Below are 26049 nucleotides of genomic sequence, written 5' to 3'. Positions count from 1 at the left end.
GCGTATACCGGCCGCTATCGTTTTTTGCTAAACTAACACCAACTTTTCTGCTTTGCGGAGTTGTTGTGTCTCACCGTTCTTATCTGTTTTCCCTGCGTCTGGGCCATGCGCTGCGCGAGGTGCTGGCCGAAGGTTACACTCTTAATAAATTCAGCAAAGATATTCTGGCTGGCCTTACCGTGGGTATTATTGCGATTCCATTGGCGATGGCACTGGCTATTGCTTCCGGCGTGGCGCCGCAATACGGCTTATATACGGCAATTATTGCCGGCTTTGTTATCGCCCTTACTGGCGGCTCGCGCTACAGCATCAGCGGCCCTACAGCGGCCTTTGTGGTTATTTTATACCCGGTAGCGCTGAAATATGGTGTAAGCGGCTTACTGATTGCTACTGTACTGTCCGGAGTCATTTTATTGCTGATGGCGGCCATGCGCCTGGGGCGGTTAATTGAGTATATTCCCGAAGCGGTGACGCTGGGCTTTACCGGCGGCATAGCGGTGGTCATTGCCACCTTGCAGATTAAAGACTTTTTTGGCCTTAGCATTAGCGCCTTACCAGAGCACTATGTTGAGAAAATTGCCGTATTGCTGCAGCAACTGCCGCAGGCCGCCTGGCCCAGTGTACTGGTGGCCGGCGTGACCCTGGTGGTAATGCTACTGTGGCCGAAACTGAAAACCGTGGTGCCGGCTCATTTGCCGGCCTTGTTTATCGGCACCCTGCTGGCGTTGTTGCTCTTAAGTGCAGGGGCTGAGCTTGACACCATAGGCTCGCGTTTTAGTTACATCACGCCGGATGGCGAGAGCGGCAGCGGCATTCCGCCTTATTTACCGTACTTTGACTGGCCCTGGTTGCGGCCTGGCCCGGATGGCGCGCTGCTGGGCTTTAGCTGGCAACTGGTGAAAGACTTACTGGCCGCCGCCTTTGCCATGGCGATGCTGGGCGCCATTGAGTCTTTGCTATGTGCCGTGGTGCTGGATGGTATGTCGGGCCGGCGCCACAGTGCCAACAGTGAACTACTGGGTCAGGGCCTGGGTAATATCATCACGCCATTTTTTGGTGGCATTACCGCTACCGCCGCGCTGGCCCGCTCGGCAGCTAACTTTAAAGCCGGGGCGCAAAGCCCGGTAGCGGCCATGGTGCATTGTCTGGTGATCTTGCTGGCGCTGCTGCTGTTGGCGCAGTTGTTATCTTATGTGCCGATGGCGGCGCTGGCCGCACTGCTGCTGATGGTGGCCTGGAATATGAGTGAAGCTCCCAAAGCACTGCATTTACTGAAAACCGCACCGCGCAGCGATATATTGGTGTTTCTCAGCTGTTTTTCGCTAACGGTGCTGCTGGATATGGTGATTGCGATAACAGTGGGTATTTTGTTAGCGGCAGTGCTGTTTGTCAAAGACATAGCTGAAATGACCAAAGTGACCGATATCAGCCAGCATAAAAAGCTGGTTGATCCACCGCTGCCAGCCGGCTGGAAAGTACTGAAAATTAACGGCCCGTTATTTTTTGCGGCGGCCGATAGGATTTTTGCAGAAATTGGCCTGTTAACCGAGCAGTGCCGCGGTATTGTATTGTATATGGATGGGGTAACAGTGCTGGATGCCGGTGGCCTGGCCGCACTGAATAAGCTGATCAGTAAAAGCGGCAAAAGCCAGACCCAGCTGGTGATTGCCGATTTGCAGTTTCAGCCGCTGCGCACTCTGGCCAGAGCCGGGGTAAAACCCGTGCCAGGCCGTTTGCGCTTTTACCCCAGTTTAAAAGAGGCTCTGGAGGCTCTGGCGCCCGCTTCAGCAGGACTGACGGACAATTAACTTTGGTTGAATATGGGTGCTGACAATCGCCTCGTTGTTAATCAGCCGTAGCAGGTTATCAACCAGCATCTCTCCCGCCAGCGAGGTGTCTTGCTGAATGGTACTGAGCGTCGGCGTGGCAAATGAGGCGACCGGAATATCGTCAAAGCCCATAACTGCGATATCAGCCGGAATTTTATGGCCCAGCTGATGCAGTGCACGCATCACGCCAATAGCAATGATGTCGCTGGCACAAAATACCGCATCAATCGGCTTACCTTGCTGCATAATTTGCCGGATGGCGTTATCGCCGGCATTTTCAGTGGAAATAGCATCGCATTGGGCGATATCGTCCGGTTGAATACCTGCGGCTAATAAGGCATCGGTGAAACCCTGATAACGTTCAAAAAACTCCGGGCTATGTTCTGAGGCATTGCCGACAAAAGCAAAGTTTTTATAGCCATGGGCCAGCAGATGCTCGCCAGCCAGCCGGCCGCCTTCGCGGTTATTACTACGAATGGTAAATTCCGGGTGATTATGTACTTCGGCGCCCCAGCAGACAAAGTGAGTTTGCTGCGCTAACAGCTTTTCCAGCTTTTCTTCATAATCGACGTAATCGCCATAACCGAGCAAAATAATACCATCGGCTTTATTGCTGTCTTCATAATCGGCATGCCAGTCATCACTAAGCTGCTGAAATGAAACAAGCAGATCCTGACTGCGTTTAGCGCAGGCCCGGGTAATGCTGCCCAGCATCGATAAAAAAAACGGGTTAATCAGTGATTCATCAGAGGTGGGATCTTCAAACAGCAACAGGGCCAGGGTGCTACTGCGTTGTTTGCGCAGGTTGCTGGCGTTTTTATCGACTTTGTAATTGAGTTGCTTAGCAATGGCATGCACCCGCTCGCGGGTTTCGTTATTTACCTGTGGGCTGTTGCGTAGCGCCCGGGACACGGTGGACTGCGATACTCCGGCTAAATAGGCAATGTCAAAGGAAGTCGCTTTGTCTTTCATCTTGTGCTCTGCTGTTACAGCGGTGCAGCCCTGCAGTTAACTGCAGCAATCTGATCAGCGCATTATAGTTATAGTGGTTCCATCATAGATGGAAATGTTAGCAGATTCAATTTCGGTGTCGCTGTCGTCACGGTTAAGTTGGTCGCGCCGCGCCAGCTTAATTTGTGAAACTATGTTATTTATGTTTCAGCGCAGGCCTGCGGCTTGCTAAACTAAAAAATCATGGTAACAGGGTAAATTGTTGTGCCAAAAACACCGCTTAACATGTTGTTGCTTCTTAGCGTTATGCTATTGAGTTTCCCATCGTCTGCCAGCACGCCGGGCTGTCAGGGGGGCGACTGCATCTCCGAACAACAGCTGTATCTTAGTTGGGCGTTGGGTTATGGCCAGCGCAGCAATCCGCTGCATGGTGGCAAGCGTCTGCATTTAGTCGTGCTGCCGGAAATTTACTATTACAGCAAATACTGGTTTTTCGACAATGGTCGTCTGGGCAGCAGTATTGCACTTAGCCAGGACACGCAGTTAAGTATTATTGGCCAGTTTAATCAGGAAAAAGGCTATTTTCAGCAATGGTTTAGTGGCAATTTGCTGCAGTTTGAAGCCAATACCTTATTGGTGCCAGAATTTAGCACGGCATTTGATCGCCAGGCACCTTTTGAAATTGCCGTCAGCCAGGTTAACAAGCGACCTACAGCCTACGATGTAGGTCTGCAACTGGACACGGAAGCGCATGGTTTATTGTGGCAATTTGCTTACTGGACAGATGTCAGTGGCCAGCATCATGGCCAATACGCCAGCGCCGGGGTGCGCCGCGGTTGGCAAAGCCAGTATGGCCGGTGGCAGCTGTCGGCCCATTTACACTGGAAGAGCGCGCAGTTAATCGACACCTATTATGGTTTAACCGCGCTTGAAGTGCCGCCAGGCCAGGAATATCAAGGGCGGGATAGCTGGCAGGCCGAACTTCGGTTAAACTGGAACAAACCATTAACAGAACGGCTTAGCGTGTTGCTATTTCTTCGTTATTTACAGCTGGACAACGCGATGACTGCCAGCCCCTTAGTGCGAACGGATAACGTCACAACCTGGTTTGGTGGTGTTAGTTACCGGTTCTACTGATGCGTATTGTTCGCGGCTGGCCCGCCCTATTGCTTAGCGTGTCACTGGTAACTGCCGCTGAGCCTGAGCGTTGTACCGAGCCGTTATGCTGGCAAGTTAGCCCAACGGTATGTGTTACAGATAAGCTGGAGCAAGGCTGTGAAGCTGAACTGCGGGTGATCTGGTTTAGCGACAGCCCGCAAACAGTCTGTTTGTATCTGGCAGAGCAAGCCGAACGCTGCTGGCAAGAGGCTACCACCGGGCAATGGCAGCAACAGGTCAACTGGCAACTGGGCTGGCTGAGTTTACGTCAGCAGCAACAGATATTGCTAAGCACGGAGTTGCAGGTGTTGAGCCGGCAACCGGCGAAACGGCGCCGCGTTTCTGGTGCATGGAGTATATTTTAATGTCGAAAATCCTGTTAGTGGAAGACGATGCCCGCTTAGCCGGGTTGGTACAGAGCTTTCTGGTGCAACATGGTTTTAGTGTGCAGCAACAAGGCCGTGGTGATGCGGTGGCAGAGCACTGCAAGCAGTTCCAGCCGGATTTAATAGTGCTGGATTTAATGTTACCTGGCTTGGATGGGTTTGGGGTGTGCCGGCAGATCCGGCCCTGGTATAAAGGCCCGGTGCTAATGCTAACCGCTAAACAAAGTGACATTGATCAGGTGCTGGGGTTGGAGCTGGGGGCCGATGATTATGTGATTAAGCCGGTTGAACCCCGGGTGTTATTAGCCCGGATCAATGCTTTATTGCGCCGCACCCAGGTGAGTTCGCAAACCGAGCAGCAGGAACTGGCATTTGGTCGCTTGCTGTTAAAGCAACGTTCGCGCGAAGCCTGGTTCGATAACAAGATGATCGATTTAACCAGTTACGAGTTCGACTTATTATGGATGCTGGCACGCCATGCCGGGCAAACAGTAAAACGCGAAGCAATTCATCAGCAAATTATTGGCCGTGAATATGATGGCCTGGATCGCACGGTCGATGTGCGGGTATCGCATTTGCGCCGCAAGCTGGGTGACAATGCAGAAGTGCCGTTTCGGATAAAAACCGTCTGGGGTAAAGGCTATTTGTTTGTTGCTGATGCCTGGTAACTATGCATCGTCTGTTTCTGCACTTTTATCTGTTCTTATTTTTGGTGCTGCTTGGGCTTGGCTGGGCAGTCGATCAGCTATGGCAATATGCTCAGGGTGATCAACCGCCGGCGTTAATTGATACCCTGGCCGAGCAACTGGCACTGGTGATGCGCCTGCCCGAAGCGCAATGGGCCAGTCATCTGGGCTTACCGTACCAGGCCGTCGCCGCAGACAGTGTCAGTTGGCAGAGCGCAGAATGGCAGCTACTACAACAAAACCACTTGCTGCCATTGTTCCAGGACAATAGCGTATTTTTTTATGGCCTGCGTGATGAACAGCTGTGGCTGATTGGCCCGCTGGCGTTAAATGAGCGCGAGGGCTTTGACTGGTTCAGTATCCTGTTTTTTGGTCTGCTGGCGGTAGCGGTGGCGTTATGGTTATGGCCGGTAGCCCGTGATATCCGTTTTTTACAACAAGGCTTGCAACGTTTTGGCAAAGGCCAGCCTGCCGAATTGCAATTGCCTGCCCGCTCGTTTATTGCCCCTATTGCCGATAGCTTTCAGCAAATGAGCCAGCAAATTATCTCATTGCTGGAGCTGCAGCGGGAAATGACGCATGCGGTATCGCATGAACTTCGCACCCCGATTGCCCGGCTTAAATTTGCGCTGGAAATGGCGGTGCAGTTGCCGGAGCAGGACAAACAGTTAATGCTGCAAGACGTGCGCGAGTTGCAGCAGTTGGTTGACGAAATGCTCGACTATGCCAAGTTACAAAGCCATCAGCTTAACCTGAAGATGCAACAAGTCGATTTAACCGAACTTATCCATAACGTTGCGGAGAAGCTGGCACCTTTGCCGGGGGCCAGCATTGAACTGCAGTTACCAGTAAATGCCATGTGTTATTGCGATGCCCACTACCTGGAGCGGGCGCTGCAGAATTTACTGGTCAATGCTAAACGCTATGCCAGGCAGCGTATTGTAGTTGATGTTAAAGCGCACCAGGGCTACTGGCAGATCAGTGTTAATGACGATGGCCCGGGTATTGCCCCGGAGCGTCGGGCCGAGGTGCTAAAACCCTTTCACCGGCTGGAGCAAAGCCGCAACCGGGAAGAGGGCGGTTTTGGCCTGGGCCTGGCCATTGTGCAGCGTATTGTGCAGTGGCATCAGGGTAAACTGCTTATCAGTGACAGCCCGTTTGGCGGTGCCAGCTTTCAGTTACTGCTGCCGGTAAGTTAAATCTGCTAAGGTTGCTACAGTTTTTCCTGTCAACGGCATCGTCACTATCGCAAAATCGGCTATGATAACAGCCCCCTAATAAGAGTATCCGTAATGCGCAATTCAGAGCCTTCGATCTGGCTGTTAATATTGCTGGCCGCGGTGGTTGCCACTACCCCGCTGGCGATTGATATGTATTTGCCGGCGATGCCGATGATGGCGGGTGAACTTAATAGTAACATTGGCCTGGTGCAACAATCACTGAGTATTTTTCTGGCAGCTTATGGCTGTGGCATGCTGTTGTTTGGGCCTTTGGCCGATATGCTTGGCCGCCGGCCGCTGGCGATCTGTGGCTTAGGCGGTTTTATTATCGCCAGTGTTGCCTTAAGTCAGGTTAGCAGCATTGAGTGGTTTTTAGGCTGGCGCGCCTTGCAGGCGTTAGCTGGCGCAGCCGCGTCGGTCGTGGTGCCGGGCATTATCCGCCATTTATATCAGCAGCATACGGCCAAGGGCATGTCTTATGTCTCAATGATTATGATGCTGGCACCCTTAATTGCACCGGCGATGGGCAGCGGCATTATCTGGCTGGCTAACTGGCAGGCTATTTTTTTGTTTCTGGCTGCTTATGGTGTGCTGGTAGTGGCTTTTAGCTGGCGTTTTTTACCAGAGATAACCAGTGACCGCGGCCAGCAGCGGCCAGCCTTTTTCAGCGGTTATATCAAGGTGTTCCGGCATAAAGCTGCCTGGCCTGACATCGCCAGCTCAATGTTTGCCTCTTTTGCCTTTTTCTGTTTTTTAACCGCGGTGTCTTTTGTTTATATTGGCTATTTCGGGGTAAGCGAGCAGATGTTTGCCTTGTTATTTGGTTTTAACGTACTGGCGTTAATGAGTGCCAACTTATTAAATAGCCGCTTGGTGGTGCGCTTTGGCCCGCAGCGCATGCTGCGGTTTGGTTTAGTGGTTGCTTTAGTTTGTGCCAGTTTCTTGTGTGGTTTTAATTACTATGGTCTGGGGCTCTGGTATACCGTTTTCACTATTGCGCCGCTGATGGCGAGCTTAGGGCTAATGGCCACCAATGCCGATGCGATGATTATTATGCAGTTTCCACAGCACAGCGGTACTGCCACAGCCGTGATCGGGACTTTGCGATTTGGCAGTGGTGCGCTGGCCGGGCCTTTGCTGGCATGGTTCTTTACCGGCGATGCCTTGCCATTCTCAGTGTTGATGCTGTTGGGGGTGCTGGCTATTGCCGCCAGCCAGTTATGGCGCCGGGCCATGCATAGCAAAAAACAGGCAGCAGAGCTGGCTTAGCCTGCTGCTGGTTAGGATGGCTGGTTAAAAACCGAGGTTTTTCAGGAAGTCGTCATCCACTTCCGGCTCAATATCAACGGTATTTTCCTGCCGGTACTGCTGGGCATTGGCGAGAATATCGTCCGGATGTTCCTGCTCAGTGGGTTCAAACTCCTGCAGCTGGATAAACTCGGTTTTATCCATCGCCAGTTCCATATAAAAAATATTATGCTCCGGGGTGCTGAATGTCACCCGCCGTGCCTGAGGTTGATCAAGCTGAGTGTTAATCAGTATTTGCACCTGCTTGTTAATCGCCATCATTTTTGGCTGACTCTGGTTAATGGAGGTATGCAGTTCCTGACGCACTTTGTTGGTAAAATCACCAACAATCTGGTTCATCAGCTCGCCCATGACATTGCCCACTTCATCAGAGGTATGAAACTGCGCCAATTCATCTTCCGGCATGCCCATGCTCATCATATATTTACGATAAATTTCTAATGCCGCCTGGGAGGTGAAGTTAATAATCACCAGCCCGGAAAAGCCGCCATCAAATAGCACAAAGCAGCCCAGATCGGGCCGCAGACAGGTTTTCTGAATTTTCTGTACCATAGGGGAGTGGCTGATTGCCGGGTTGCCTGCCGCCGCCAGCACGCCATTAACGGCCTGGCACAGCGTTAGCAAGATGTCATCGGTGGTAATAATGCGGGTCTTTTTCATGCGGTTATCCAACAGCTATTTTCTGACAGTATAAGCCCATATTAATAACAAGCACTAGATTTTACAGGCGCCGCCGCTACACTCATCATCATCATCGCCAAATTGCGGTTCTGCTGCTTTTGCTTCAGCTGCCGCTTGCTGCTTTGCCAGCGCCGCTGCGGCGCCATCAAAATCAAGGTTATCCAAATCAAAATCAAAGTCAGACATGCTGCTTGCTCCTATGCTGTGCCAACGGGGTATCCAGCGCCAGTGTAGCAAACAGCAGGGGTAGATTAAAACCGCTGCAGCACGCCCCTGGCTAACTATTTCCTGCAACGGTCGATTTCACCATTGGCGATTCCTTGCTATTATATCAGCCATCTTTTCTGATCCGCCCGGAGCACCTGATGAGCCATTTAACCCTGCAAACCCCTGACGACTGGCATCTGCATTTCCGTGATGGTGATATGCTGCTGGAAACCGTGCCGGCAACAGCCCGTCAGTTTGCCCGTGCTATTGTAATGCCCAACTTAGTGCCGCCGGTCACCACTGCGGCAATGGCGGTGGCGTATCGTGAGCGAATTTTGGCGGCCCGGCCCGCCGGCAGTACCTTTCAGCCTTTGCTAACCCTGTTTTTGACCGATAAAACCAGCCGCCAGCAAATTATTGATGCCAAGGCTGCTGGCGTGGTAGCAGCAAAATTGTATCCGGCTGGTGCCACCACCAACTCCAGCGATGCGGTCAGCGCGCTGGAGTCGTTGTATCCGGTATTTGAAGTGATGGCCGAGCAGGGTATGTTGCTGCTGGTGCATGGCGAAGTAACTGACCATGACATCGATATTTTTGATCGGGAAAAAGTGTTTATCGACCGCTACCTGCAACATATTGTTGCCAGGCTGCCAAGCTTAAAAGTGGTGTTTGAACACATTACCACCGGCGATGCTGCCAGCTTTGTGGCAGAGTCATCTGCCAACGTAGCGGCCACCATTACCCCGCAGCATTTATTATTAAACCGCAACGATTTGCTGGTCGGTGGCGTGCGGCCGCATAACTACTGCCTGCCGGTATTAAAGCGCCGCACTCATCAGGACGCGCTACGCGCAGCCGTGGCCAGCGGCTCCAGCAAATTCTTTTTAGGTACCGATTCGGCCCCGCACGAAAAACATCGCAAAGAATCCGCCTGTGGCTGCGCCGGCTGTTACAGTGCCCACAGTGCCATCGAGCTGTATGCCCAGGTATTTGATGATTTGGGGTGTTTAGATAAACTGGAAGGCTTTGCCAGCCACTATGGCGCTGATTTTTACGGCCTGCCCCGTAACGAAGGTACAGTAACCCTGACTAAACAGCAGTGGCAGGTACCCGCAGAAATTGCCCTGCCCAATGGCCAGCCAATAGTACCGTTTTACGCCGGCCAGACGCTGAACTGGAAGCTGGTTTAGGAAATTGTTTTGCAAAAGTTGCAGAAACCGATGCACTCACAGCAACACGCCGTAAACCCATCCATGGGGGCTCGTTTCCGCCCGTCCGGGGCTTCAACGGTTGCCTTAGAGTGCAACGATTCCTGCTGATAATTTTGTCAGGTTTTCAAATAACTCAGCAACCGCTCCAGGGCGTGGTAGCTGAGCGCTTCCATCCGCTGAGCGCGGCTGATTGGCGATTATTGGGCGCTACAATTATCCTGCCATTGCTGTAGTTTATCGTAGACAAACTGTGCCAGCTCTTGTTGCAATAGAATGTTGGTCTCTGGGGTTTGTAGTTGGATAAGGTAATCCTGTTGCTGGATGTCGATATTGCAAACGGATGGATAGATGGATGACATAGAGCAAGCTCCAAGGAAATAGTCATTTAGCATTTCTGGCACTCGTTGCTCAGGATCCGGTTTGATTTTGTATATATTCCAGAATGCGTTATCTGGAAAGGGATCTTGGCTGACTCTGTAATAGCCTTTTGCTTCCACATGTTCAACAAATTGAAAATCTTCAGCCAACTTTAAGCCAGAGCTATAAGCCCCTCGTTTTAAGAAGCTTCTTGTTTCTTCAACTCCTGGGCGGCGGATTGTGGCAAACAGCAAAAAGTCCTGCTCTCCAAGAGCCGCCGTGTAGTCGGGGACTTGTGATTGCACCTCGTGCCCTGCAAACTGCACAATCACTGAAGCTGAGCGATTATCAGTATCAGCACCAGCGAAAGAAAACGCGCTGCTCGTTTTACCATATTGAAAGGGGTTGTACTCTTTAGGGATACAATATTGTTGGCCACTTAGGCTGAACCGTTCAAACCCTGCAGACACATCGCTGCAACCAGTTAGTGCAAACAGCATACTGAACGTAAAGATCGTAGGGTATTTTCGCATAGCGCTAATTCCCAATGCCGCTGCCGATAAAATCGCAGGCATTACACCAAATCGGTCTGTAAAGATTGGCTGGTAAGCTAAATAAGGTGCCACCAAATAACCAGGCACCATCACTTTTGAGCCAGTGATAGCTTCCAACTCCATGCCTTTTAAAAACTCTATGGTGATATTCAGCAACTTGTTCCGGGCTTAATGCTCCGGGTACGTTGCCGATGCAGTTATCGTAATCATGAGTCACCGCATTGGCATGGGCTAGCATTAAATCGACGCCCAATTCGTTTAACTTTACAGGGTCATCCGACAGCCCGGTAAGCCGGTTGGCTACACGGCCATTTATACCGCGATTTTCTAAAATGGGCAGGGCTACATCTGCAATCGGGTCACCGACTTCTTGCCGCAAGCGCCAAAAGGTTTGACGGTCGCCACGTAAGATTGCCGCCCTTTGCTCTGAAGTAATACGCAAATCGCCATATTGATGCAGTCGATGATTTTGGCTGGTGACAGCGGTATTACCATGCTGATCCAAATAACGCTCAATAATCCCAGCTGCTCGTTGTAATTCACCGCGATTAATTCTTTGGATGTGACATGAATGCAGGAAGTTTCCCATTAGCGTTCCTTTGCCTTAAAGGTAAGACGTAGTTCCAGTAAAGTTGCAGATGTTAACATTTCATTATAATGTTGTCTACTTTTGTCGATAATGAAGACAGCTAACCATGGAATGGCTAGTTTTTTAAGTAACTCAGCAGCCGCTCCAGCGCGCGGTAGCTGAGCGCTTCCATTAAGTGGGCGCGGCTGATGTTGGGTTGTTGCTGCAAGTCGGCGATGGTGCGGGCCACTTTAATAATTTTATGATAGGTACGGGCCGATAATTTAAAGCGGTGGATGGTGTCTTCTAAAAAGCGGGCATCGTCTTGTTTTAACGGGCAAAAGTCGGCTATTTCGCTGCCACTAAGGCGGGCATTGGCTTTGCCCTGGCGGGCCAGTTGCATGTCGCGGGCCGCTACTACCCGTTGCTTGACGCTGGCGCTGCTTTCCTCTGCGCTATGTTGCTGGCTGAGCATGCCTTTGGGTAACAATGGCACTTCAATTTGTAATTCTATGCGGTCGATAAACGGCCCCGATAAGCGGTTTAAATAGCGCATCACCTGCTCGGGGGTGGCTCGGCCATCTTCATGGTGGCCAGTCGGGCTGGGGTTAAGTGCTGCCACCAGTTGAAACTGCGCCGGAAATTCGGCCTGGCGGGCGGCTCTGGAAATATGCACTATGCCGGTTTCCAGTGGCTCGCGTAAAACGTCCAGCACCTTGCGTGGAAACTCCGGCAACTCATCTAAAAACAAAATACCATGATGCGCCAGTGAAATTTCACCTGGCCTTGGCACTGAACCGCCCCCCACTAACGCCACGGCCGAGCTGGTATGGTGTGGGCTGCGAAAGGGCCTTTGCTGCCAGTCGGTCAGGTTACGTTGCATGCCGGCAATAGAGTAAATAGCGGCCGTTGCCAGCGCTTCCTGCTCAGTTAGCGCCGGTAATATACCGGGTAAGCGCTGGGCCAGCATCGATTTGCCGGTGCCGGCCGGGCCCAGCATTAACATATTGTGTTCACCGGCGGCGGCAATTTCCAATACGCGCTTGGCATGGCCCTGGCCGCGAACATCGGCTAAATCTGGCATATGTTGCACTGGCCGCTCGGGTAGCGGCGGAATGGCCGGCAACGCCTGCTGCGCCAGTAAGAAGCTATGTACCTGCAGTAAATGCTCGGCGCCGTGCACCCTGGCTTTGGGTACCTGCTGCGCCTGCTGGGCATTTAACATGGGCATCAGGGCGGCCCTGCCGGCATCGCGACAGGCTACCGCCACCGGAATTTCACCGAGAATAGGCCGGATTTCGCCAGACAATGCCAGCTCACCATAAAATTCGTAATCGCCGGTGTTATGTTCATTCAGCTGGCCACTGGCGACGATAATACCCAGCGCGATGGGTAAATCGAAGCGACCGCCTTCTTTAGGTAAGTCGGCCGGCGCCAGGTTAACGGTAATTTTCCGATCCGGAAAGGCAAAGCCGCTGTTTACCATGGCGCTGCGCACCCGATCACGAGATTCTTTCACTGAGGTTTCGGGTAAACCCACTAATTGAAAGGCCGGCAAACCATTGCTGATATGAACCTCAACGGTAACCAAAGGGGCATCCAGGCCATGACGGGCCCGGCTGTAAACCACAGCCAGTGACATCCTGTCTCCAAAATTTTACTTGAATACTGCATTATGTTTAGCATAGTGTTAATTTATTGCAAGTTTCGGCTGCGCTCAGCAGTAAAAACAATACGCTTACAATTGGTTATTCCCCGCTTCGCCAATAGCCTGCTAAGCTGAGAACCAAACCCGATCGTCGTTAACTCTTACTAAGGTAGCAACAGATGACACAGCGCTGGCTGCAGCAAATTCTGGCTTATCCACGGCTGATGATTGCCTTGTGTCTGGTACTTATTGTCAGCAGCGGGCTGGGTATTGGCAATCTGTATTTTCGCGGCGATTACCGGATTTTCTTTAGCGCAGACAACCCGCAGTTGCTGGCTTTTGAGCAAATGCAGCAGCAATTTAATAAAAGCGACAATATTCTGATTGCCATAGCGCCAGACAGTCAGCAGGTGTTTAGTGCTGAAACCTTGCGCCTGGTGCGACAGCTAACGGAAGCGGCCTGGCAAACGCCTTATTCTATCCGGGTCGATTCGCTCAGTAACTATCAGCATACCGAAGCTATTGCTGACGACTTATGGGTTGCCGATCTGGTGGCGGAAGAGCTGGAACTTAGCAGCGCCGAGCTGAATAAAATAGCCGAAGTGGCATTAAACGAACCAGCGCTGCGCCAACGGCTGGTATCGGCTGATGGCCGGGTCACGGCCATTAATATTACCTTACAGTTACCTGAGCAAAACCTGCAGCAGGAAGTAAAAGAAGTTTGGCAGGCCGTAGCGCTCATGCTGGACAGGCATAAGGCACAGTATCCTGATACCGACTTTCATGTCAGTGGCGTAGTGGCAATGAATTACGCTTTTGCCTATGAAGCTGAAAACGACGTTAAAACCCTTATTCCGATCATGTTTGCCGCTATTCTGCTAATGCTGGCCTGGTTGCTGCGCTCGCTGCTGGCATCGCTGGCTACCCTGGTGATTATAGTGGTTACCGTTATCAGTACCCTGGGACTGGCGGGGTGGGCCGGCTTATTTTTAAGTACGGCCACGGTGAATGTGCCCACTATTCTAATGACCCTGGCGGTCGCCGATTCGGTACACCTTATTGCCTCGATGCAATTTGCGTTACGGCGCGGTGATAGCCGGTTACAAGCCATCCAGTACAGTTTGAAGCGCAATGTGATGCCGGTATTTATTACCAGTGCCACCACGGCCATCGGCTTTTTAACCCTGAATTTCTCAGAGGTGCCTATCCTGCGTGATTTAGGCAATATGACGGCGGTAGGCGTGATGCTGGCGTGCTTATTCAGCCTGGTAATGCTACCGGCAATATTGCTGTTGTTGCCGGTGAGTGCCGGCAGTTCAAAGGCCGCCGGGGCAGCGGGAGCTTATGGCGCCGATCGCACCATGTTGTGGCTGGCCAATAGCGTGATCCACTGGCAGCGGCCATTGTTCTGGGGCATGACATTGCTGATTATTGGTTGCAGTGCGCTGATCAGCCTGAACACCATTAACGATGAGGCGGTAAAATATTTCTCGCCTGATACCGAGTTTCGCCAGGCCAATGATTTTCTGGAGCAAAACCTGACCGGCGCCACCACCATCGACTTTGTGCTTGCCGGCAACGGGGCCAGTGCGGTCAATCAACCTGCGTTTCTGGCTGCCGTAGCCGGCTTTACCCAGTGGCTGCAAAGCCAGCCGGAAGTGCAGCATGTTAACAGCATTACTGATACCTTCCGGCGTCTGAATAAAAGTATGCATCAGGATGACCCGGCCTATTACCGCCTGCCAGATAACCCAGAACAAGCAGCGCAGTATTTACTGATGTATGAAATGTCCTTGCCATTTGGCCTGGATTTAAACAACCAGTTAAACCTGGATAAAAGCGCGACCCGGCTGGCGGTCAGCTTGCAGAATTTAGGTAGCAAGCAGCTTACTGCCTTTGAGAGCCGGGCGCTGACCTATCTGGCCGAACATGCCAGTAGCTATTCGGCCAGTGCGGCCAGTACTGCCCTGATGTTTGCCCATATTGGTGAGCGTAATATGGCATCGATGCTGCAAACGCTGCCGCTGGCACTGCTGCTGATTTCGTTGTTGCTGGTGTTTAGTTTGCGCTCCTGGCGGTTGGGGTTGCTCAGTCTGATCCCCAACATTACCCCGGCATTGGTGGCGTTTGGCTTATGGGGCCTGCTAAGTGGTGAAATTAACCTTGCATTGTCGGTGGTAGCGGGCATGAGCCTGGGGATTATTGTTGATGATACGGTGCATTTTCTCAGTAAATACCGGGCAGCCAGGCAGGAAGGGCAGGCAACTGAGCAGGCAATACGCTATGCTTTCACCACGGTGGGTCGTGCCTTGTGGATCACCACTGTGGTGTTAGTTACCGGTTTTGCGGTATTAATGCTGTCGGGTTTCAGGCTGAATTCGGATATGGGCATGTTAACTGCACTGGTGATTCTGGTGGCACTGCTTATTGATTTTCTGTTTTTACCGGCCTGCTTATTAAAATTTGATGCCAAGGAGTATAAAACCGATGCCACACCTTAATACAACCCGCTTCGCCGGGCTGATGCTGGTAGCGGGGCTTTTGCTGGCTTTACCCGCGTTAGCCGATACCGAAAAAGGCTTACAGATTGCCACCGAGCAAAAAAAACGCGATAGCGGTTGGGGCGACAGTGAAAGTAAAATACTGATGATTTTGCGTGACGCCAGTGGTAATGAAAGCGTGCGGCGGATGCGTACTCAGGCGCTGGAAGTTGTCGATGATGGTGATAAATCGCTGACGATCTTTGATGAACCTCGGGATGTGCGGGGCTCGGCTTTCTTAACCCATTCTCACCCCACGGCAGAAGACGACCAGTGGTTATATTTACCGGCAATCAACCGGGTCAGGCGCATTGCCAGCCGTAATAAATCGGGCCCTTTTATGGCCAGCGAATTTGCCTACGAAGATATGACCTCATTCGAACTGGCGAAATATCAGTTCCGCTATCTGCGCGACGACGTGCTAAATGGCGTAAGCTGCTACGTGATTGAACGGATCCCGGCTGATAAATTCTCCGGTTACAGCAAAACCGTTGCCTGGGTGGATCAAGCGCATTACCGGGTACAGCAAATTGAGTTTTACGATAAAAAGCAAAGCCTGTTAAAGACCTTACAGGCCAGCAACTATCAATTGTTTCTGGACAAATACTGGCGGCCAATGTTGCTGCAGATGCAAAACCATCAAACCGGTAAAAGGACTGATTTGAAAGTAGAAGAGCTGCAGTTTAATGTCGGGCGCAGTGCGGCTGATTTTGATGTTAATGTACTGGAGCGGCTGCGTTGAACCGCTGCTACTCACTGAAACCGAGGCATTATGACCACATTGGCTGAGCAGTTATGGCGGGGCGTTATTGTCAGTTTATTACTGGTAGCAATGCTGCTGGCTAGCGCTATTCAGGCGGCGGAACTGGGGCCGGTAAGCAAAACAGATACCTTGTGGCGGTTGGCGCTGCAAGCTCGGCCCGATGACAGCGTCAGTATGCCACAGGTTATTTATGCATTGTGGCAGCAGAACCCGGCTGCCTTTGTAGACGGTGACATTAATAAATTGCGCTCAGGTAGTATTTTGCAGATACCCAGCCGCCAGCAGATGCTGGCCACCGGCAGTGCTGACACCAGAGTCTGGTATTATCAGGCAATTGGTCGCCCGCAAACATCGGGTAGCAAACTCACTGTTGCAGAAAAGCCTGCGCCTGAGGCAGCACAAGCTGCCGCTGTTGAGGCCGAAGCTGCACGAGCCTTCAGTGAAAAGTCAGAATCAACAGCGCTGGCCCAGCCATTGTCAGAGCCAGCTGCTACAACGCCAGCAAGTGTGCCTGCCACTGTCACAGCTGCTGCGCCAACCATCGCAGCACCACTAACAACTGCAGCTGCTGTGTCTTCCGGCTTTAGCTTGCGTCAGCAGCATCAGGGTAGCCTACAGCAGCGCTATTTCAGCCAGACCGGCAGCGCTGGCCAGGCTCGGGCACATACCCTGCTTAGCTTATTATCTGATTTTTCGTGGCAGGATGACAGTGCTACACACAGCTTTCAGCTGACTCCCTTTTTGCGCTGGCAGCAGCGCGACAGCGCCAGCAATCTGCTTGACTTGCAACAGGCATACTGGCGTTTTGCCGCCAGCAACTGGGAGCTGAAAGCAGGTAACGATATCGTGTTCTGGGGTGTAAGTGAGTCACAACGCCTGGTTGATGTGATTAACCAGGTGGATATGGTTGGCGGTGTTGAGCTCGAAGCACGGCTGGGCCAGCCAATGCTGAGTTTTAAAGGCTGGAACCGCGCCGGTACCCTGGAATTGTACCTGCTGCCGTATTTTCGCGAGCGGCTGTTTGCTGATCCGCCGGGCCGGCTGACCACGCCCTGGCCGGTTGAGCATGATATCGCTTTGTACGAATCAAGCCGCAAGCAACGTAATCTTGATTTTGCCATGCGCTGGTCGCAGCGTTTCAGTGCGCTGGATTTGGGGCTGAGCTATTTTGCCGGCAATAGCCGTGAACCGCTGTTAATACCACAGCCAGCAGCGCAGCAACTGCAACCCTACTATTTTCAGATGCAGCAATTTGGCATTGATGCCCAGTATATTGCCGGCGACTGGTTATGGAAACTGGAGAGCATATACCGGCGCAGCGGGCCGCAAGAGTTTGTTGCGGCAACCGCCGGTTTTGAATACACCTATGTTGGGGTGTTTAATCGCAGCTGGGATTTAGGCTGGATTACTGAGTATCAATACGACAGCCGGAATTTACAGGCACCGGTAACCGGCCAGAACGATCTTTTTGTTGGCTGGCGGCTGGCACTGAACGACGTGGCCGGCAGCGAGTTATTGCTGGGCGTATTGCAGGATCTGGACCGCAGTAGCAGCCGTAGTGCCAGGCTGGAAGCGTCAATGCGGCTGAGCAACAGCCTGCGGTTGCGGCTGAATGCCTGGTTGTTTCAGACCAACGACAGCAGCGACGTGTTGTACCAGCTGCGCCGTGACGATTACCTCGAGCTCAGCCTCGATTATTATTTCTAAGCTCTGATACCGTTCGCTAATTTTGCTGCTGATTTATTGAAAAACCTCCCTTAAGCGACAAAGACGCTTTGGTCTGTTGCCAAAGTAAGCTAGCATGGGGGTTTTCGTTGGTCGCAGGCATTAGGCTGCCGCCAGAAGTCACTTCAGCAAGAGTTAACGATATTTTGAATAGCCCGACTGAACAGCACGCCTTTCCACTGGATGAAACCCGTCTGCTGCAATGGTTTGATAGTGCCACCCTGCACCGGGCCCGTGCATATTTGCAGGCCGGTAAAGTAGTAAAGCTGGAGTACAGCGACGATTTAAGCCAGATAAGTGCGCAGGTATGGGGTGCGGGCTTTTCACCGTATAGGCAGAATATTGTGCTGGCGCAAACGGATACAGGCTGGGTGCTGCGCGACAGCTGCAGCTGCCCGGTTGGCCATCGCTGCAAGCATATTTTAGCGGTACTGCTGCGCTTAAAGCGTGACTATGCCCAGCAGCAGCTGCGGATTAAGCAGCTGCCGCAGTTAAAACTGGATAACTGGTTTAATGAACTGGAGCAATTACAGCAGCCGGCACGCGACAACAGTAGCGATACGGTTCTGTATCTGCTGAGTTATGGCCAGGCGGGCTTGCAGTTATACCCGCGCCGGGTGCGGCCGATGAAAAAGGGGGGCTTTACCAAAGGCCAGGCCATCGGCAAATATGATTTAGTCAGCCCACAGCCACCCAGCTGGCTAAGCGACAGTGATTATCAGCTGCTGACCTTGTTTCGCAGCCATAATCTGGCCGAGCAATCGGTGCTGGAAGATAACTGGGGTTACCAGCTGCTGCAACAATTGCTGGCGACCGAGCGTTGCATGTTCAGCGAGGCTCGTTATCCGCTGAGTTGGGGCGAGCAACGGCCGCTGGAGCTCAGCTGGCACAATAGCAAAGCCGGCCAGCAATTGGGCTGGCAAATAGGCGCTGATCACAACAGTGTGCTGGTATTTACCGATCCGCCTTGTTATCTGGATACCGATAATTATCAGCTGGGGCTGCTGGCCACGCCGTTAACTGGTCGTGAGTTAAAGTTGCTCTCGAAAATGCCTCCCGCGCCTGCTGCATTGTTACAAAGTCGCTTAGGCCGGCTGCAGCAATTACTGCCGAAAATCAGCCTGCCAATGCCCGAGGGGCTGGGGGTTGAGCAAATTAATGTTCAGCCAACGCCGGTGTTGCAGTTAAAAATGCTACCGCGCCACAGCAAGGGCCGGCACGAACCGGTAGCATTGCTTAGCTTTGACTACGATAAACAGCGCTTAGCATTGGATTTACAAGCATCACAAACCGAAGTGCAGCAGGGCTCGCGTACCTATTTTGTTAAACGGCACCGGGCCAGCGAAACAGCCGCACTGGAATTGTTGCTGGAGCTGGAGCTGCTCAGCCTGCCGCCTTTAGCGGCGCCGCATGAGCGGCAAGCCGCTTTTGGCGTAGGCGAGGGACCAGATAACCCTGAACTATGGCAGCCCTTACTGCAGCAACTGGACAGCCTGCGCGACGAAGGCTGGCTGGTGGAGCAAGCCGACGACTTTAATCTCGATATTCTGGTCGCCACCCCTTATCTGCAGGTGCAAGACGGCAAAAAGACCGGCTTTGAGCTGGGTATTCAGGTGGATATTGATGGCCAGCAGGTTCCACTGCTACCGTTGATCAGCCAGTGGCTGCGTCAGAATGGTCTGCCCGGCAATGAACAGCAAATCTGGCTTAGTTTGCCGCAAGGCAAGCTGGCGCTGCCAATGAGCTTAATTCAGCCATTAATCGACACCATTGTCGAGCTGTTGAATCTGCACAAAGCGCCGTTGACCCTGGAGTTACCCGATTACAAAGCCGCCATTCTGCCGCCGCCCGGCGCCGCTGAAATTCAATATTTAAATGCTAACCGCCTGGCCAGCCTGAACCAGCAGCTGCATAATTTCAGTGGTATTACCGACGTGGCGCTGCCGGCCAACCTGCAGGCCACCTTGCGGGGGTATCAACAACAAGGCCTAAACTGGCTGACGTTCTTAAAGCAGTATGGCCTGGGTGGCGTGCTGGCCGATGACATGGGGCTGGGCAAAACCGTACAAACCCTTAGTTTTATTCTGAAGCAATATCAGCAGGGTGAGCTGAGCCAGCCCGCGTTAATAGTGTGTCCCACCAGTTTACTGGGCAACTGGCAGCAAGAGGCACGGCGTTTTACGCCTGATTTGAAAGTGTTGCAGATATACGGCCCGAAGCGCCGGCCGCTGTTTAGCGAGCTTGGTAATTATCAGCTTATTGTCACCAGCTATCCGCTACTGGTGCGCGATATTGCGCTGTACCGGCAGCATCGTTTTAGCGTGGTGGTGCTGGATGAAGCCCAGCATATTAAAAATGCCGGCAGCCAGGCGGCGCAAAGTGTCCGTACCTTGCACCGCGACTTTAGCCTGGCGTTAACCGGTACCCCGCTGGAAAATCACCTGGGCGAGTTAAAGTCATTATTTGATTTTGTGCTGCCTGGCCTGTTGGGTACCGAGCAGCATTTTAGCCAGGTATATCGCAAGCCAATTGAAAAACACGGTGATACCGAGCGGGCGCGCGTGCTACGGCAGAAAATAGCGCCCTTTATGTTACGCCGCACTAAAGGCCAGGTGGCCACCGAGCTGCCGGAAAAAACCGAAATCGTCCAGTTGCTGGAGCTGGAAGCGGATCAGCGTAACCTGTACGAAAGCATCCGCTTAATTATGGAAACCAAGGTACGCGAGTTGTTCGTTCGCAAAGGCGTGGCAGCAAGCCAGATTGAGTTTTTAGATGCCTTATTAAAACTGCGTCAGGTGTGTTGTGACGCCAGGCTGGTGCCGATAGAGCAGGCCCAGAGCGTGCGGCACAATGCCAAATTGCAGTGGCTGCGTGACACCCTGCCGGAAATGCTGGAAGAAGGCCGGCGTATTTTACTGTTCAGCCAGTTTGCCAGCATGCTGCACTTAATTGAGCAAGAGCTGCAATATATGGGCATCAGCTACAGCAAGTTAACCGGCCAGACCAAGCAGCGGCAGCAGCAGATTGACGCCTTTCAGCAAGGTGAAACCGAAGTGTTTTTAATCAGCTTAAAAGCAGGCGGCACCGGTTTAAACCTGACGGCCGCCGATACCGTTATTCATTACGACCCCTGGTGGAACCCGGCTGCCGAGCAACAGGCGACCGACCGGGCGCACCGGATAGGTCAGGATAAGGCCGTATTTGTCTATAAACTGATAGCCCGTAATACGGTTGAAGAGAAAGTACAGCAGTTACAAAGCTTTAAACAAGGTTTGGCCGATCAGTTATTGGGCGGCAGTAAAGGACAGCTGTGGCAGGGCGAGGCTGCAGATCTGCTGGCATTGTTTTCAAGTGATGAATAAGCGCTAAAACCGCAAAAGCTGGCGCAGCCACATTGTTATTAAGCCGTTAAGAATGTAATATTGGCGCGTTTTTATCTGGCAGGGTATTTGCCGTGCAATATTTTAACCTCGGGACTTAATAACAACATCAAGGAGTCTGTGATGCGTAAAACTCTGGTAGCGGTGGCCATTATTGCCGGCGCCGTGTATGGCTATATAAAATTAACTGGCACAGGCACAGATGCCGTGCAGCATCAGCAATTAGATTTTGTGCCTGCAGATACCGCATTTTTATCGGCGCAGTTAGAGCCGGTCGATTTTGTCACCTATTTAAATGCCTTTGGATTAAGCCCTGCTTACTACAGTGATGCCAGCCTGCAACATTTAAGTGAGTTTGCTGCGGGCACCGATGAACCGCAGTGGCGGTTTCTACTGAATTTAGCCGAGCAATATATGCTTGCCCTGGGCCAGCCGACCCGGTTAACTGAGCTTACCGGGATTAAACCGCAGGTTCGTTCAATCAGCTATATGGTTGGCCTGGCGCCGGTGATGCGGATGGAGCTGGCAGACGACGCCGCTTTCTGGCAATTATTCGACCGTGCCGAGCAAACCAGTGGTATCAGTCACCAGGCGTTGCAAAGTGACGCTGGTGCGTATCGCTCTTATACTTTCACTATTGCTGGGTACAGTGCTGAGTTGTTGGTGTCGGTTAATGACGGTTGGGGTAATATGGCGTTGCTGTTGCCCAGCCAGAGTGAACAAACCCGCCAGCTGGTGTTGCTGGCTGCCAAACCCGAGCGCAGTATCAACACTGATAATCAACTGGCGAAAATAGCCACTGCTTATACGTTAAACCCTAATTCCATTGGCTTTATCAGTTTTCAGCAACTGGTGAGGGGCCTGACCACCACTGACGGCAACCGGCTGGCAATCGATCTGCAGCAACTGGCTGGCGATGAGTTTACCGCAGCAATGCAGCCATGGCGCAGCGCCGAGTGTCAGCAGGACTTAACCAGTATCACTGACAGCTGGCCGGGTATTTATCTCGACAGCAGTATTAACAGCAAAGCAGGCCAGCAAACCCATGTTCGCAGCAAAATGCTGCTGCCTACCGCTAATAAAGATACGGTTAAGACCTTAAGCAGCATGCGGGGTTTTGTGCCCGGTCATATGACAAAAGGGGTGAGTGATTCGGTATTTAACTTTGCGCTGGGCCTGGATATGGCCGAGTTTGCGCCGGCAGTGACCAAGATCTGGCGCGGCTTAACCCAGCCAGCGTATCAGTGCCCGCAGTTGGCTGAGTTACAGCAACAATTGCAGCAGGCTAACCCAATGGCGCTGCTGGCAGCGGGCGCTATGGTACACAGCGTACAGGGCATGTCGGTTACCGTGAATGATCTGGTACTGGATCCAGGCAGTATGCAAGTGTCCGCAGCAGATGCCATGTTAAGTGTGACGGTAAAAAATGCCCGCAGCTACCTGGACGGCTTAAAAGGCATGGTGCCGGGGATGGGCGACATTACCTTACCAGCCGATGGTGAAGAACTGGCATTAAACAGCGTGTTGCCGATGATAGAGGCGTTTGGTGTGGTACCTGTGCTGCAGGTAAACGATTCGCACCTGGTGATCTACAGCGGTAAGCAAGGGCAAGCTCAGGCCGCAGCGGTGTTAAGCCAGGCAATTAGCAAAAATGGCCTGATGAGCTTTGGTATGGATTATGCCCGATTCTTTGGGATTATGGCCGAATCGATACAAGCTGCCGGGCAGCCGCTGCCAGACGAGTTCAGTTCATTAACCGACATGAAGATGCAGATTCAGGTGAATATGGATATCGACCAGCAGGGTGTGGTGATGAATAGCGAAATGAATCTGGGTGAAGCTAAATAAGCTTACTACCCCAGGGCTACACTAAAAAGGGCAGCATTGAGCTGCCCTTTTTGTTACGTAGAGCAGCGGAAGCGATCTGCGCAGTGAACTTATTATTTGGTAACGGCTGGGGTTTGCAGCGAATAATAAAAGGCCAGGGCATCAATATCGGCATCCGCTAAACCCCTGGCTTGCGGGGTCATCAGCGCATTTTTGCGCTCACCATCCCGATACGCCCTCAGCGCGCTGGCTAATTCGCTGGCGGTTTGGCCGGCCAGGCTGGGATAATTAGGATGGCTGGACACACCATTACGGCCATGACAAGCGGTACAGCTGTATGCTTTTAGCTGACCCTGCTCAAAGAGTTGGCGTTGTGGCTCAGTGAGGCTGGCGGTAAGTTGCTGCTGGCTGGCACTTGGCGTGGGGTCGGTGCAGGCGCTGAGACTTAGCAGCGCTGCACCTGTTGCTACAGTATATAAGGTAGTACGTATTAGCGTGGCTAAAGCTTTATTCATTGGCCGCTCCTGAAATTAATCTGGTCAGCCTGCCATAACGCGTCAAAAAAGCCCAGCAAATACCACCTAATGTTAATCAGCATACCACATTCTGGCCTGACGGGCCGGAATGCTAAAACCATGGCTACTGCCACCAATACTGAAAGTAGCGCCGCCGCTTAGTACGTCACGGTAGGTTCGATACCAGTAAAAACGGCCATTGGTATTAATGTTAAAGGTAACCTGGCTGCCGCATTTATTAATGCCTACCACCCCTTCCTGGCCGCGGCGGAATAAAATGGCACAGTTACTGGACGCCAGCACTTCCATGCCCTGGCCTTGCATCCGGTTATGGAAATTAATCATCCGCTGCATAAAAGTTGCCCGGTAGGCATTAACCCAGCGATTATTATCGGTACCGGTGCTGTCACTGAATACCAGCGGTTTGCCACCATCCCGGCCCATCACAAAGGCATAGGCCAGATACTCGTCGGTTGGGTTCATAATCAGGTAGCGAAAACCATCATTGGTAGGAATATCGTGGGTAATGGTAAAGGTCACCGCTCTGTTTCCGGCAAGTGCCTGTCCATAGGCCAGCGGGTTCACCAGCTCGTTCATACTGCCGCTGGGGTTAAAAGCCCGGCGCAGGCTTTCAAACAGCGGAAAGTCATACGCTTTGTGGTCGGTATACTGTAAATAAGGCGCCAGAAAACTACTGTATTCGTTATTGCCAGCGCCGCCACTGGTAATAATTTCGCCAAACACATACATACCGTTTTTGATATCAGTGCTGAAAATCTGGTTAATATGCCAGATGGTCATATGTTTGGCTGCATCGACCCGAAAGCCTTTTACGCCCATATTTTTCAGCGCTTGCAAGTAAGCCCGTTGCTGTTGCAGCACCCAGCTGTTCGGGTTGAGATCGGGTAAGCCCAGATCGCCGTCGCCACCACACAGCCGCCAGTTTTGTACCTGCCAGACATCGTTATAGTTTTGAATACAATTGGCCGGGTTAAAGTCCCAGGGGCTGAACAAACCTTGAGTTAAGTTGCCAAACAGCCGCTGATTATTCCAGTATGTTGAGTTGCTGGCATAAGTGTTCAGCGCAGCCTGGCCGGGAAAGTCAGTGGCGCCGTTGCGCTCATTGGCCATATGATTGAGCACGATATCGGCATACACCGCGACCCGGCGCGCGGGATTGCTGTCGTTCAGGGCGTTAATCATCGCCTGAAACGATTGCTTATTGCCTTTGCAGTGGTCAATCACCCGAATATCCTGCGGCTGATAGCGTTGCCACCAGGCACAGTTGCCGGCGTTCGATTTTAACGGTGGGGCAACCAGTACTGCTTTGTAGCCCAGGTTTTTAATTTCTTCAGCCCGGTTGGCGACCTCGTTATAATGCCAGTCAAAAGCATGTAAAATAACGTCGGCCAGCGCCTGTGGCGTGATACACAGTATTATGGCCAGTAGCATACTGCGCCAGGATAAAATAAAAGCTCGCATGTTGTCGTCCTGTAATTTATTGTTTTGCAAGACATCCGTGCATGAGCCGCCAGCATAGCCAGCGAAGTGTTAGTGACAACCAGACCCCTTTAACACCACTTCAGCATACCCAGCTGGCCCGGCGAAATATTGTCACTTCACGCCAAAATGACAATAAGTTTACAGCTTATCAATATCGGGAACGGGCAGGGCGCTGGCCGCGGGTTAAGCGCCATAGCGGGCAGCATTTTCAGCCAACGCGGTTCGGGTTATACTTGGTACCTCGCAGTTTTCACTGAAGTAAGTGGTAGTGAATGAAATTTATCTCCTTGCTTGGCGGCAGTTTACTGCTGCTGTTAGCGGCCTTTGCGCAGGCAGCGCCGGCTAATTTTGATCAGGCCAAACGGCTGGCGCAGCGTATTCATGCGCCAGAAGCCAGCAGTTTTTATTGTGACTGTGCTATTAGATGGCAGGGTAATAAAGGCATTCCGGACCTTGCAGGCTGTGGTTATCAGGTACGTAAAAACGGGCCGCGGGCTAACCGCATAGAATGGGAGCATGTAATGCCAGCCCATCACTTTGGCCATCAGCGCCAGTGCTGGCAAAACGGTGGCCGGAAAAACTGCGTGCAAACTGACAACGAGTTTAAGGCAATGGAAGCCGATTTATATAACCTGGTGCCTGCCATTGGCGAAGTGAATGGTGATCGCAGTAATTACCGTTTTGGTATGCTGCCCGCCACACCCGCGCAGCACGGTGCCTGTCCGGTCAAGGTTGATTTTAAACAGCGGGTGTTCGAGCCGCCGCCAACAATACGGGGCGATATTGCCCGCACCTATTTTTATATGGCCGATAAATATAACCTGAGCCTGTCGCGCACCCAGCAGCAACTATTTATGGCCTGGCATAAGCAAGACCCGGTAAGCGCAGCAGAGCTGCAGCTAAACCAACGCACCCGCCAGCATATGGGCCACGATAACCCCTTTATCAGCGGCGAGCGAGAATGGCATTTGGGCTACCGACCCACGGGGTATGGTTTGGTAGTTAGTCAGTAAGCCGCTGAAAATGCCCTGG

General features: G+C 52.2%; 21 protein-coding genes. 13 read left to right on the top strand and 8 right to left on the bottom strand.

The window, feature by feature from the left end:
- Positions 1-65 precede the first annotated feature (65 nt).
- Positions 66-1808, top strand: a complete 1743-nt coding sequence (gene dauA / locus WG68_RS16190; protein ID WP_046558764.1) for a C4-dicarboxylic acid transporter DauA — start codon at positions 66-68, stop codon at positions 1806-1808.
- Here dauA and WG68_RS16185 read toward each other — a convergent pair.
- A complete protein-coding gene (locus WG68_RS16185; protein ID WP_046558763.1) occupies positions 1785-2801 on the bottom strand; it encodes a LacI family DNA-binding transcriptional regulator in 1017 nt (338 codons plus the stop codon). The genes dauA and WG68_RS16185 overlap by 24 nt on opposite strands.
- A 243-nt stretch (positions 2802-3044) precedes the next feature.
- Here WG68_RS16185 and WG68_RS16180 point away from each other — a divergent pair, with 243 nt between their 5' ends.
- The 5 genes from WG68_RS16180 to WG68_RS16160 all read left to right on the top strand — a co-directional run bounded on the left by WG68_RS16180 (position 3045) and on the right by WG68_RS16160 (position 7499).
- Positions 3045-3917 carry a MipA/OmpV family protein gene (locus WG68_RS16180; RefSeq protein ID WP_046558762.1) on the top strand — a complete coding sequence of 291 codons (873 nt, stop codon included), beginning with the start codon at positions 3045-3047 and terminating at the stop codon, positions 3915-3917.
- On the top strand, positions 3917-4303 hold the full coding sequence (locus WG68_RS19230; protein ID WP_052749137.1) for a DUF3019 domain-containing protein: 387 nt from the start codon (positions 3917-3919) through the stop codon (positions 4301-4303). Before WG68_RS16180 ends, WG68_RS19230 begins: the two co-directional genes overlap by 1 nt.
- Positions 4303-4992, top strand: coding sequence for a response regulator (locus WG68_RS16170; protein WP_046558761.1), 690 nt, complete (start codon positions 4303-4305; stop codon positions 4990-4992). The genes WG68_RS19230 and WG68_RS16170 overlap by 1 nt, the downstream gene beginning before the upstream one ends.
- A gap of 2 nt (positions 4993-4994) precedes the next feature.
- Complete coding sequence (locus tag WG68_RS16165; RefSeq protein ID WP_046558760.1) at positions 4995-6209, top strand: ATP-binding protein; 1215 nt, start codon at positions 4995-4997, stop codon at positions 6207-6209.
- Positions 6210-6302: 93 nt separating this feature from the next.
- A complete protein-coding gene (locus WG68_RS16160; protein ID WP_046558759.1) occupies positions 6303-7499 on the top strand; it encodes a multidrug effflux MFS transporter in 1197 nt (398 codons plus the stop codon).
- A gap of 24 nt (positions 7500-7523) precedes the next feature.
- Here WG68_RS16160 and WG68_RS16155 read toward each other — a convergent pair whose 3' ends face one another.
- Positions 7524-8198, bottom strand: coding sequence for a DUF3334 family protein (locus WG68_RS16155; protein ID WP_046558758.1), 675 nt, complete (start codon positions 8196-8198; stop codon positions 7524-7526).
- Positions 8199-8252: 54 nt separating this feature from the next.
- Complete coding sequence (locus WG68_RS19735) at positions 8253-8405, bottom strand: hypothetical protein (RefSeq protein WP_162836472.1); 153 nt, start codon at positions 8403-8405, stop codon at positions 8253-8255.
- 179 nt (positions 8406-8584) lie between these two features.
- Here WG68_RS19735 and pyrC point away from each other — a divergent pair, with 179 nt between their 5' ends.
- Positions 8585-9616, top strand: coding sequence for a dihydroorotase (pyrC, locus tag WG68_RS16150; RefSeq protein WP_046558757.1), 1032 nt, complete (start codon positions 8585-8587; stop codon positions 9614-9616).
- A gap of 218 nt (positions 9617-9834) precedes the next feature.
- On the opposite strand, the gene WG68_RS16145 is transcribed toward pyrC, so the two are convergent.
- The 3 genes from WG68_RS16145 to WG68_RS16135 form a co-directional block, all read right to left on the bottom strand.
- Positions 9835-10527: a lipoprotein gene (locus WG68_RS16145; RefSeq protein WP_046558756.1), complete on the bottom strand. Its 693-nt coding sequence runs from the start codon at positions 10525-10527 to the stop codon at positions 9835-9837.
- A 4-nt stretch (positions 10528-10531) separates the two neighbouring features.
- Complete coding sequence (locus tag WG68_RS19680) at positions 10532-11137, bottom strand: hypothetical protein (RefSeq protein ID WP_046558755.1); 606 nt, start codon at positions 11135-11137, stop codon at positions 10532-10534.
- A gap of 115 nt (positions 11138-11252) precedes the next feature.
- On the bottom strand, positions 11253-12758 hold the full coding sequence (locus tag WG68_RS16135) for a YifB family Mg chelatase-like AAA ATPase (RefSeq protein WP_046558754.1): 1506 nt from the start codon (positions 12756-12758) through the stop codon (positions 11253-11255).
- Between the two features lie 185 nt (positions 12759-12943).
- On the opposite strand from WG68_RS16135, the gene WG68_RS16130 reads away from it, so the two are divergent.
- The 5 genes from WG68_RS16130 (at position 12944) to WG68_RS16110 (ending at position 23020) form a co-directional block, all read left to right on the top strand.
- A complete protein-coding gene (locus WG68_RS16130) occupies positions 12944-15265 on the top strand; it encodes an efflux RND transporter permease subunit (RefSeq protein WP_046558753.1) in 2322 nt (773 codons plus the stop codon).
- Positions 15252-16046: an outer membrane lipoprotein-sorting protein gene (locus WG68_RS16125; RefSeq protein ID WP_152663137.1), complete on the top strand. Its 795-nt coding sequence runs from the start codon at positions 15252-15254 to the stop codon at positions 16044-16046. Before WG68_RS16130 ends, WG68_RS16125 begins: the two co-directional genes overlap by 14 nt.
- A gap of 30 nt (positions 16047-16076) precedes the next feature.
- Complete coding sequence (locus tag WG68_RS16120; RefSeq protein ID WP_052749136.1) at positions 16077-17774, top strand: FimV/HubP family polar landmark protein; 1698 nt, start codon at positions 16077-16079, stop codon at positions 17772-17774.
- A gap of 164 nt (positions 17775-17938) precedes the next feature.
- Positions 17939-21154, top strand: a complete 3216-nt coding sequence (locus tag WG68_RS16115) for a DEAD/DEAH box helicase (protein ID WP_235357760.1) — start codon at positions 17939-17941, stop codon at positions 21152-21154.
- A gap of 141 nt (positions 21155-21295) precedes the next feature.
- On the top strand, positions 21296-23020 hold the full coding sequence (locus tag WG68_RS16110) for a hypothetical protein (protein WP_046558751.1): 1725 nt from the start codon (positions 21296-21298) through the stop codon (positions 23018-23020).
- 92 nt (positions 23021-23112) lie between these two features.
- Here WG68_RS16110 and WG68_RS16105 read toward each other — a convergent pair whose 3' ends face one another.
- Positions 23113-23514 carry a c-type cytochrome gene (locus tag WG68_RS16105; RefSeq protein ID WP_046558750.1) on the bottom strand — a complete coding sequence of 134 codons (402 nt, stop codon included), beginning with the start codon at positions 23512-23514 and terminating at the stop codon, positions 23113-23115.
- Positions 23515-23586: 72 nt separating this feature from the next.
- Positions 23587-24996: an alpha-amylase family glycosyl hydrolase gene (locus WG68_RS16100; protein ID WP_046558749.1), complete on the bottom strand. Its 1410-nt coding sequence runs from the start codon at positions 24994-24996 to the stop codon at positions 23587-23589.
- A 293-nt stretch (positions 24997-25289) separates the two neighbouring features.
- Between WG68_RS16100 and WG68_RS16090 the strand changes: the two genes are divergently transcribed.
- On the top strand, positions 25290-26030 hold the full coding sequence (locus WG68_RS16090; RefSeq protein WP_046558747.1) for an endonuclease: 741 nt from the start codon (positions 25290-25292) through the stop codon (positions 26028-26030).
- The last annotated feature ends 19 nt before the right edge of the window (positions 26031-26049 follow it).

The organism is Arsukibacterium ikkense (assembly GCF_000987775.1).
Classification (GTDB): Bacteria; Pseudomonadota; Gammaproteobacteria; order Enterobacterales; family Alteromonadaceae; genus Alishewanella; species Alishewanella ikkense.
The sequence above is the reverse complement of the archived record's forward strand: the minus strand, read 5'-3'. Positions and strand labels throughout refer to the sequence as shown.

Bases quoted from the DNA above. Each gene is read 5' to 3' on its own strand.
- WG68_RS16165 (WP_046558760.1), top strand. From the start codon at position 4,995: ATGCATCGTCTGTTTCTGCACTTTTATCTGTTCTTATTTTTGGTGCTG.
- WG68_RS16130 (WP_046558753.1), top strand. From the start codon at position 12,944: ATGACACAGCGCTGGCTGCAGCAAATTCTGGCTTATCCACGGCTGATG.
- WG68_RS16090 (WP_046558747.1), top strand. From the start codon at position 25,290: ATGAAATTTATCTCCTTGCTTGGCGGCAGTTTACTGCTGCTGTTAGCG.
- WG68_RS16145 (WP_046558756.1), bottom strand. From the start codon at position 10,527: ATGCGAAAATACCCTACGATCTTTACGTTCAGTATGCTGTTTGCACTA.
- pyrC (WP_046558757.1), top strand. From the start codon at position 8,585: ATGAGCCATTTAACCCTGCAAACCCCTGACGACTGGCATCTGCATTTC.
- WG68_RS16105 (WP_046558750.1), bottom strand. From the start codon at position 23,514: ATGAATAAAGCTTTAGCCACGCTAATACGTACTACCTTATATACTGTA.
- WG68_RS19680 (WP_046558755.1), bottom strand. From the start codon at position 11,137: ATGGGAAACTTCCTGCATTCATGTCACATCCAAAGAATTAATCGCGGT.
- WG68_RS16135 (WP_046558754.1), bottom strand. From the start codon at position 12,758: ATGTCACTGGCTGTGGTTTACAGCCGGGCCCGTCATGGCCTGGATGCC.
- WG68_RS16185 (WP_046558763.1), bottom strand. From the start codon at position 2,801: ATGAAAGACAAAGCGACTTCCTTTGACATTGCCTATTTAGCCGGAGTA.
- WG68_RS16125 (WP_152663137.1), top strand. From the start codon at position 15,252: ATGCCACACCTTAATACAACCCGCTTCGCCGGGCTGATGCTGGTAGCG.
- WG68_RS16170 (WP_046558761.1), top strand. From the start codon at position 4,303: ATGTCGAAAATCCTGTTAGTGGAAGACGATGCCCGCTTAGCCGGGTTG.
- WG68_RS19230 (WP_052749137.1), top strand. From the start codon at position 3,917: ATGCGTATTGTTCGCGGCTGGCCCGCCCTATTGCTTAGCGTGTCACTG.
- WG68_RS16100 (WP_046558749.1), bottom strand. From the start codon at position 24,996: ATGCGAGCTTTTATTTTATCCTGGCGCAGTATGCTACTGGCCATAATA.
- WG68_RS16160 (WP_046558759.1), top strand. From the start codon at position 6,303: ATGCGCAATTCAGAGCCTTCGATCTGGCTGTTAATATTGCTGGCCGCG.
- WG68_RS19735 (WP_162836472.1), bottom strand. From the start codon at position 8,405: ATGTCTGACTTTGATTTTGATTTGGATAACCTTGATTTTGATGGCGCC.
- WG68_RS16110 (WP_046558751.1), top strand. From the start codon at position 21,296: ATGCGTAAAACTCTGGTAGCGGTGGCCATTATTGCCGGCGCCGTGTAT.
- WG68_RS16155 (WP_046558758.1), bottom strand. From the start codon at position 8,198: ATGAAAAAGACCCGCATTATTACCACCGATGACATCTTGCTAACGCTG.
- WG68_RS16120 (WP_052749136.1), top strand. From the start codon at position 16,077: ATGACCACATTGGCTGAGCAGTTATGGCGGGGCGTTATTGTCAGTTTA.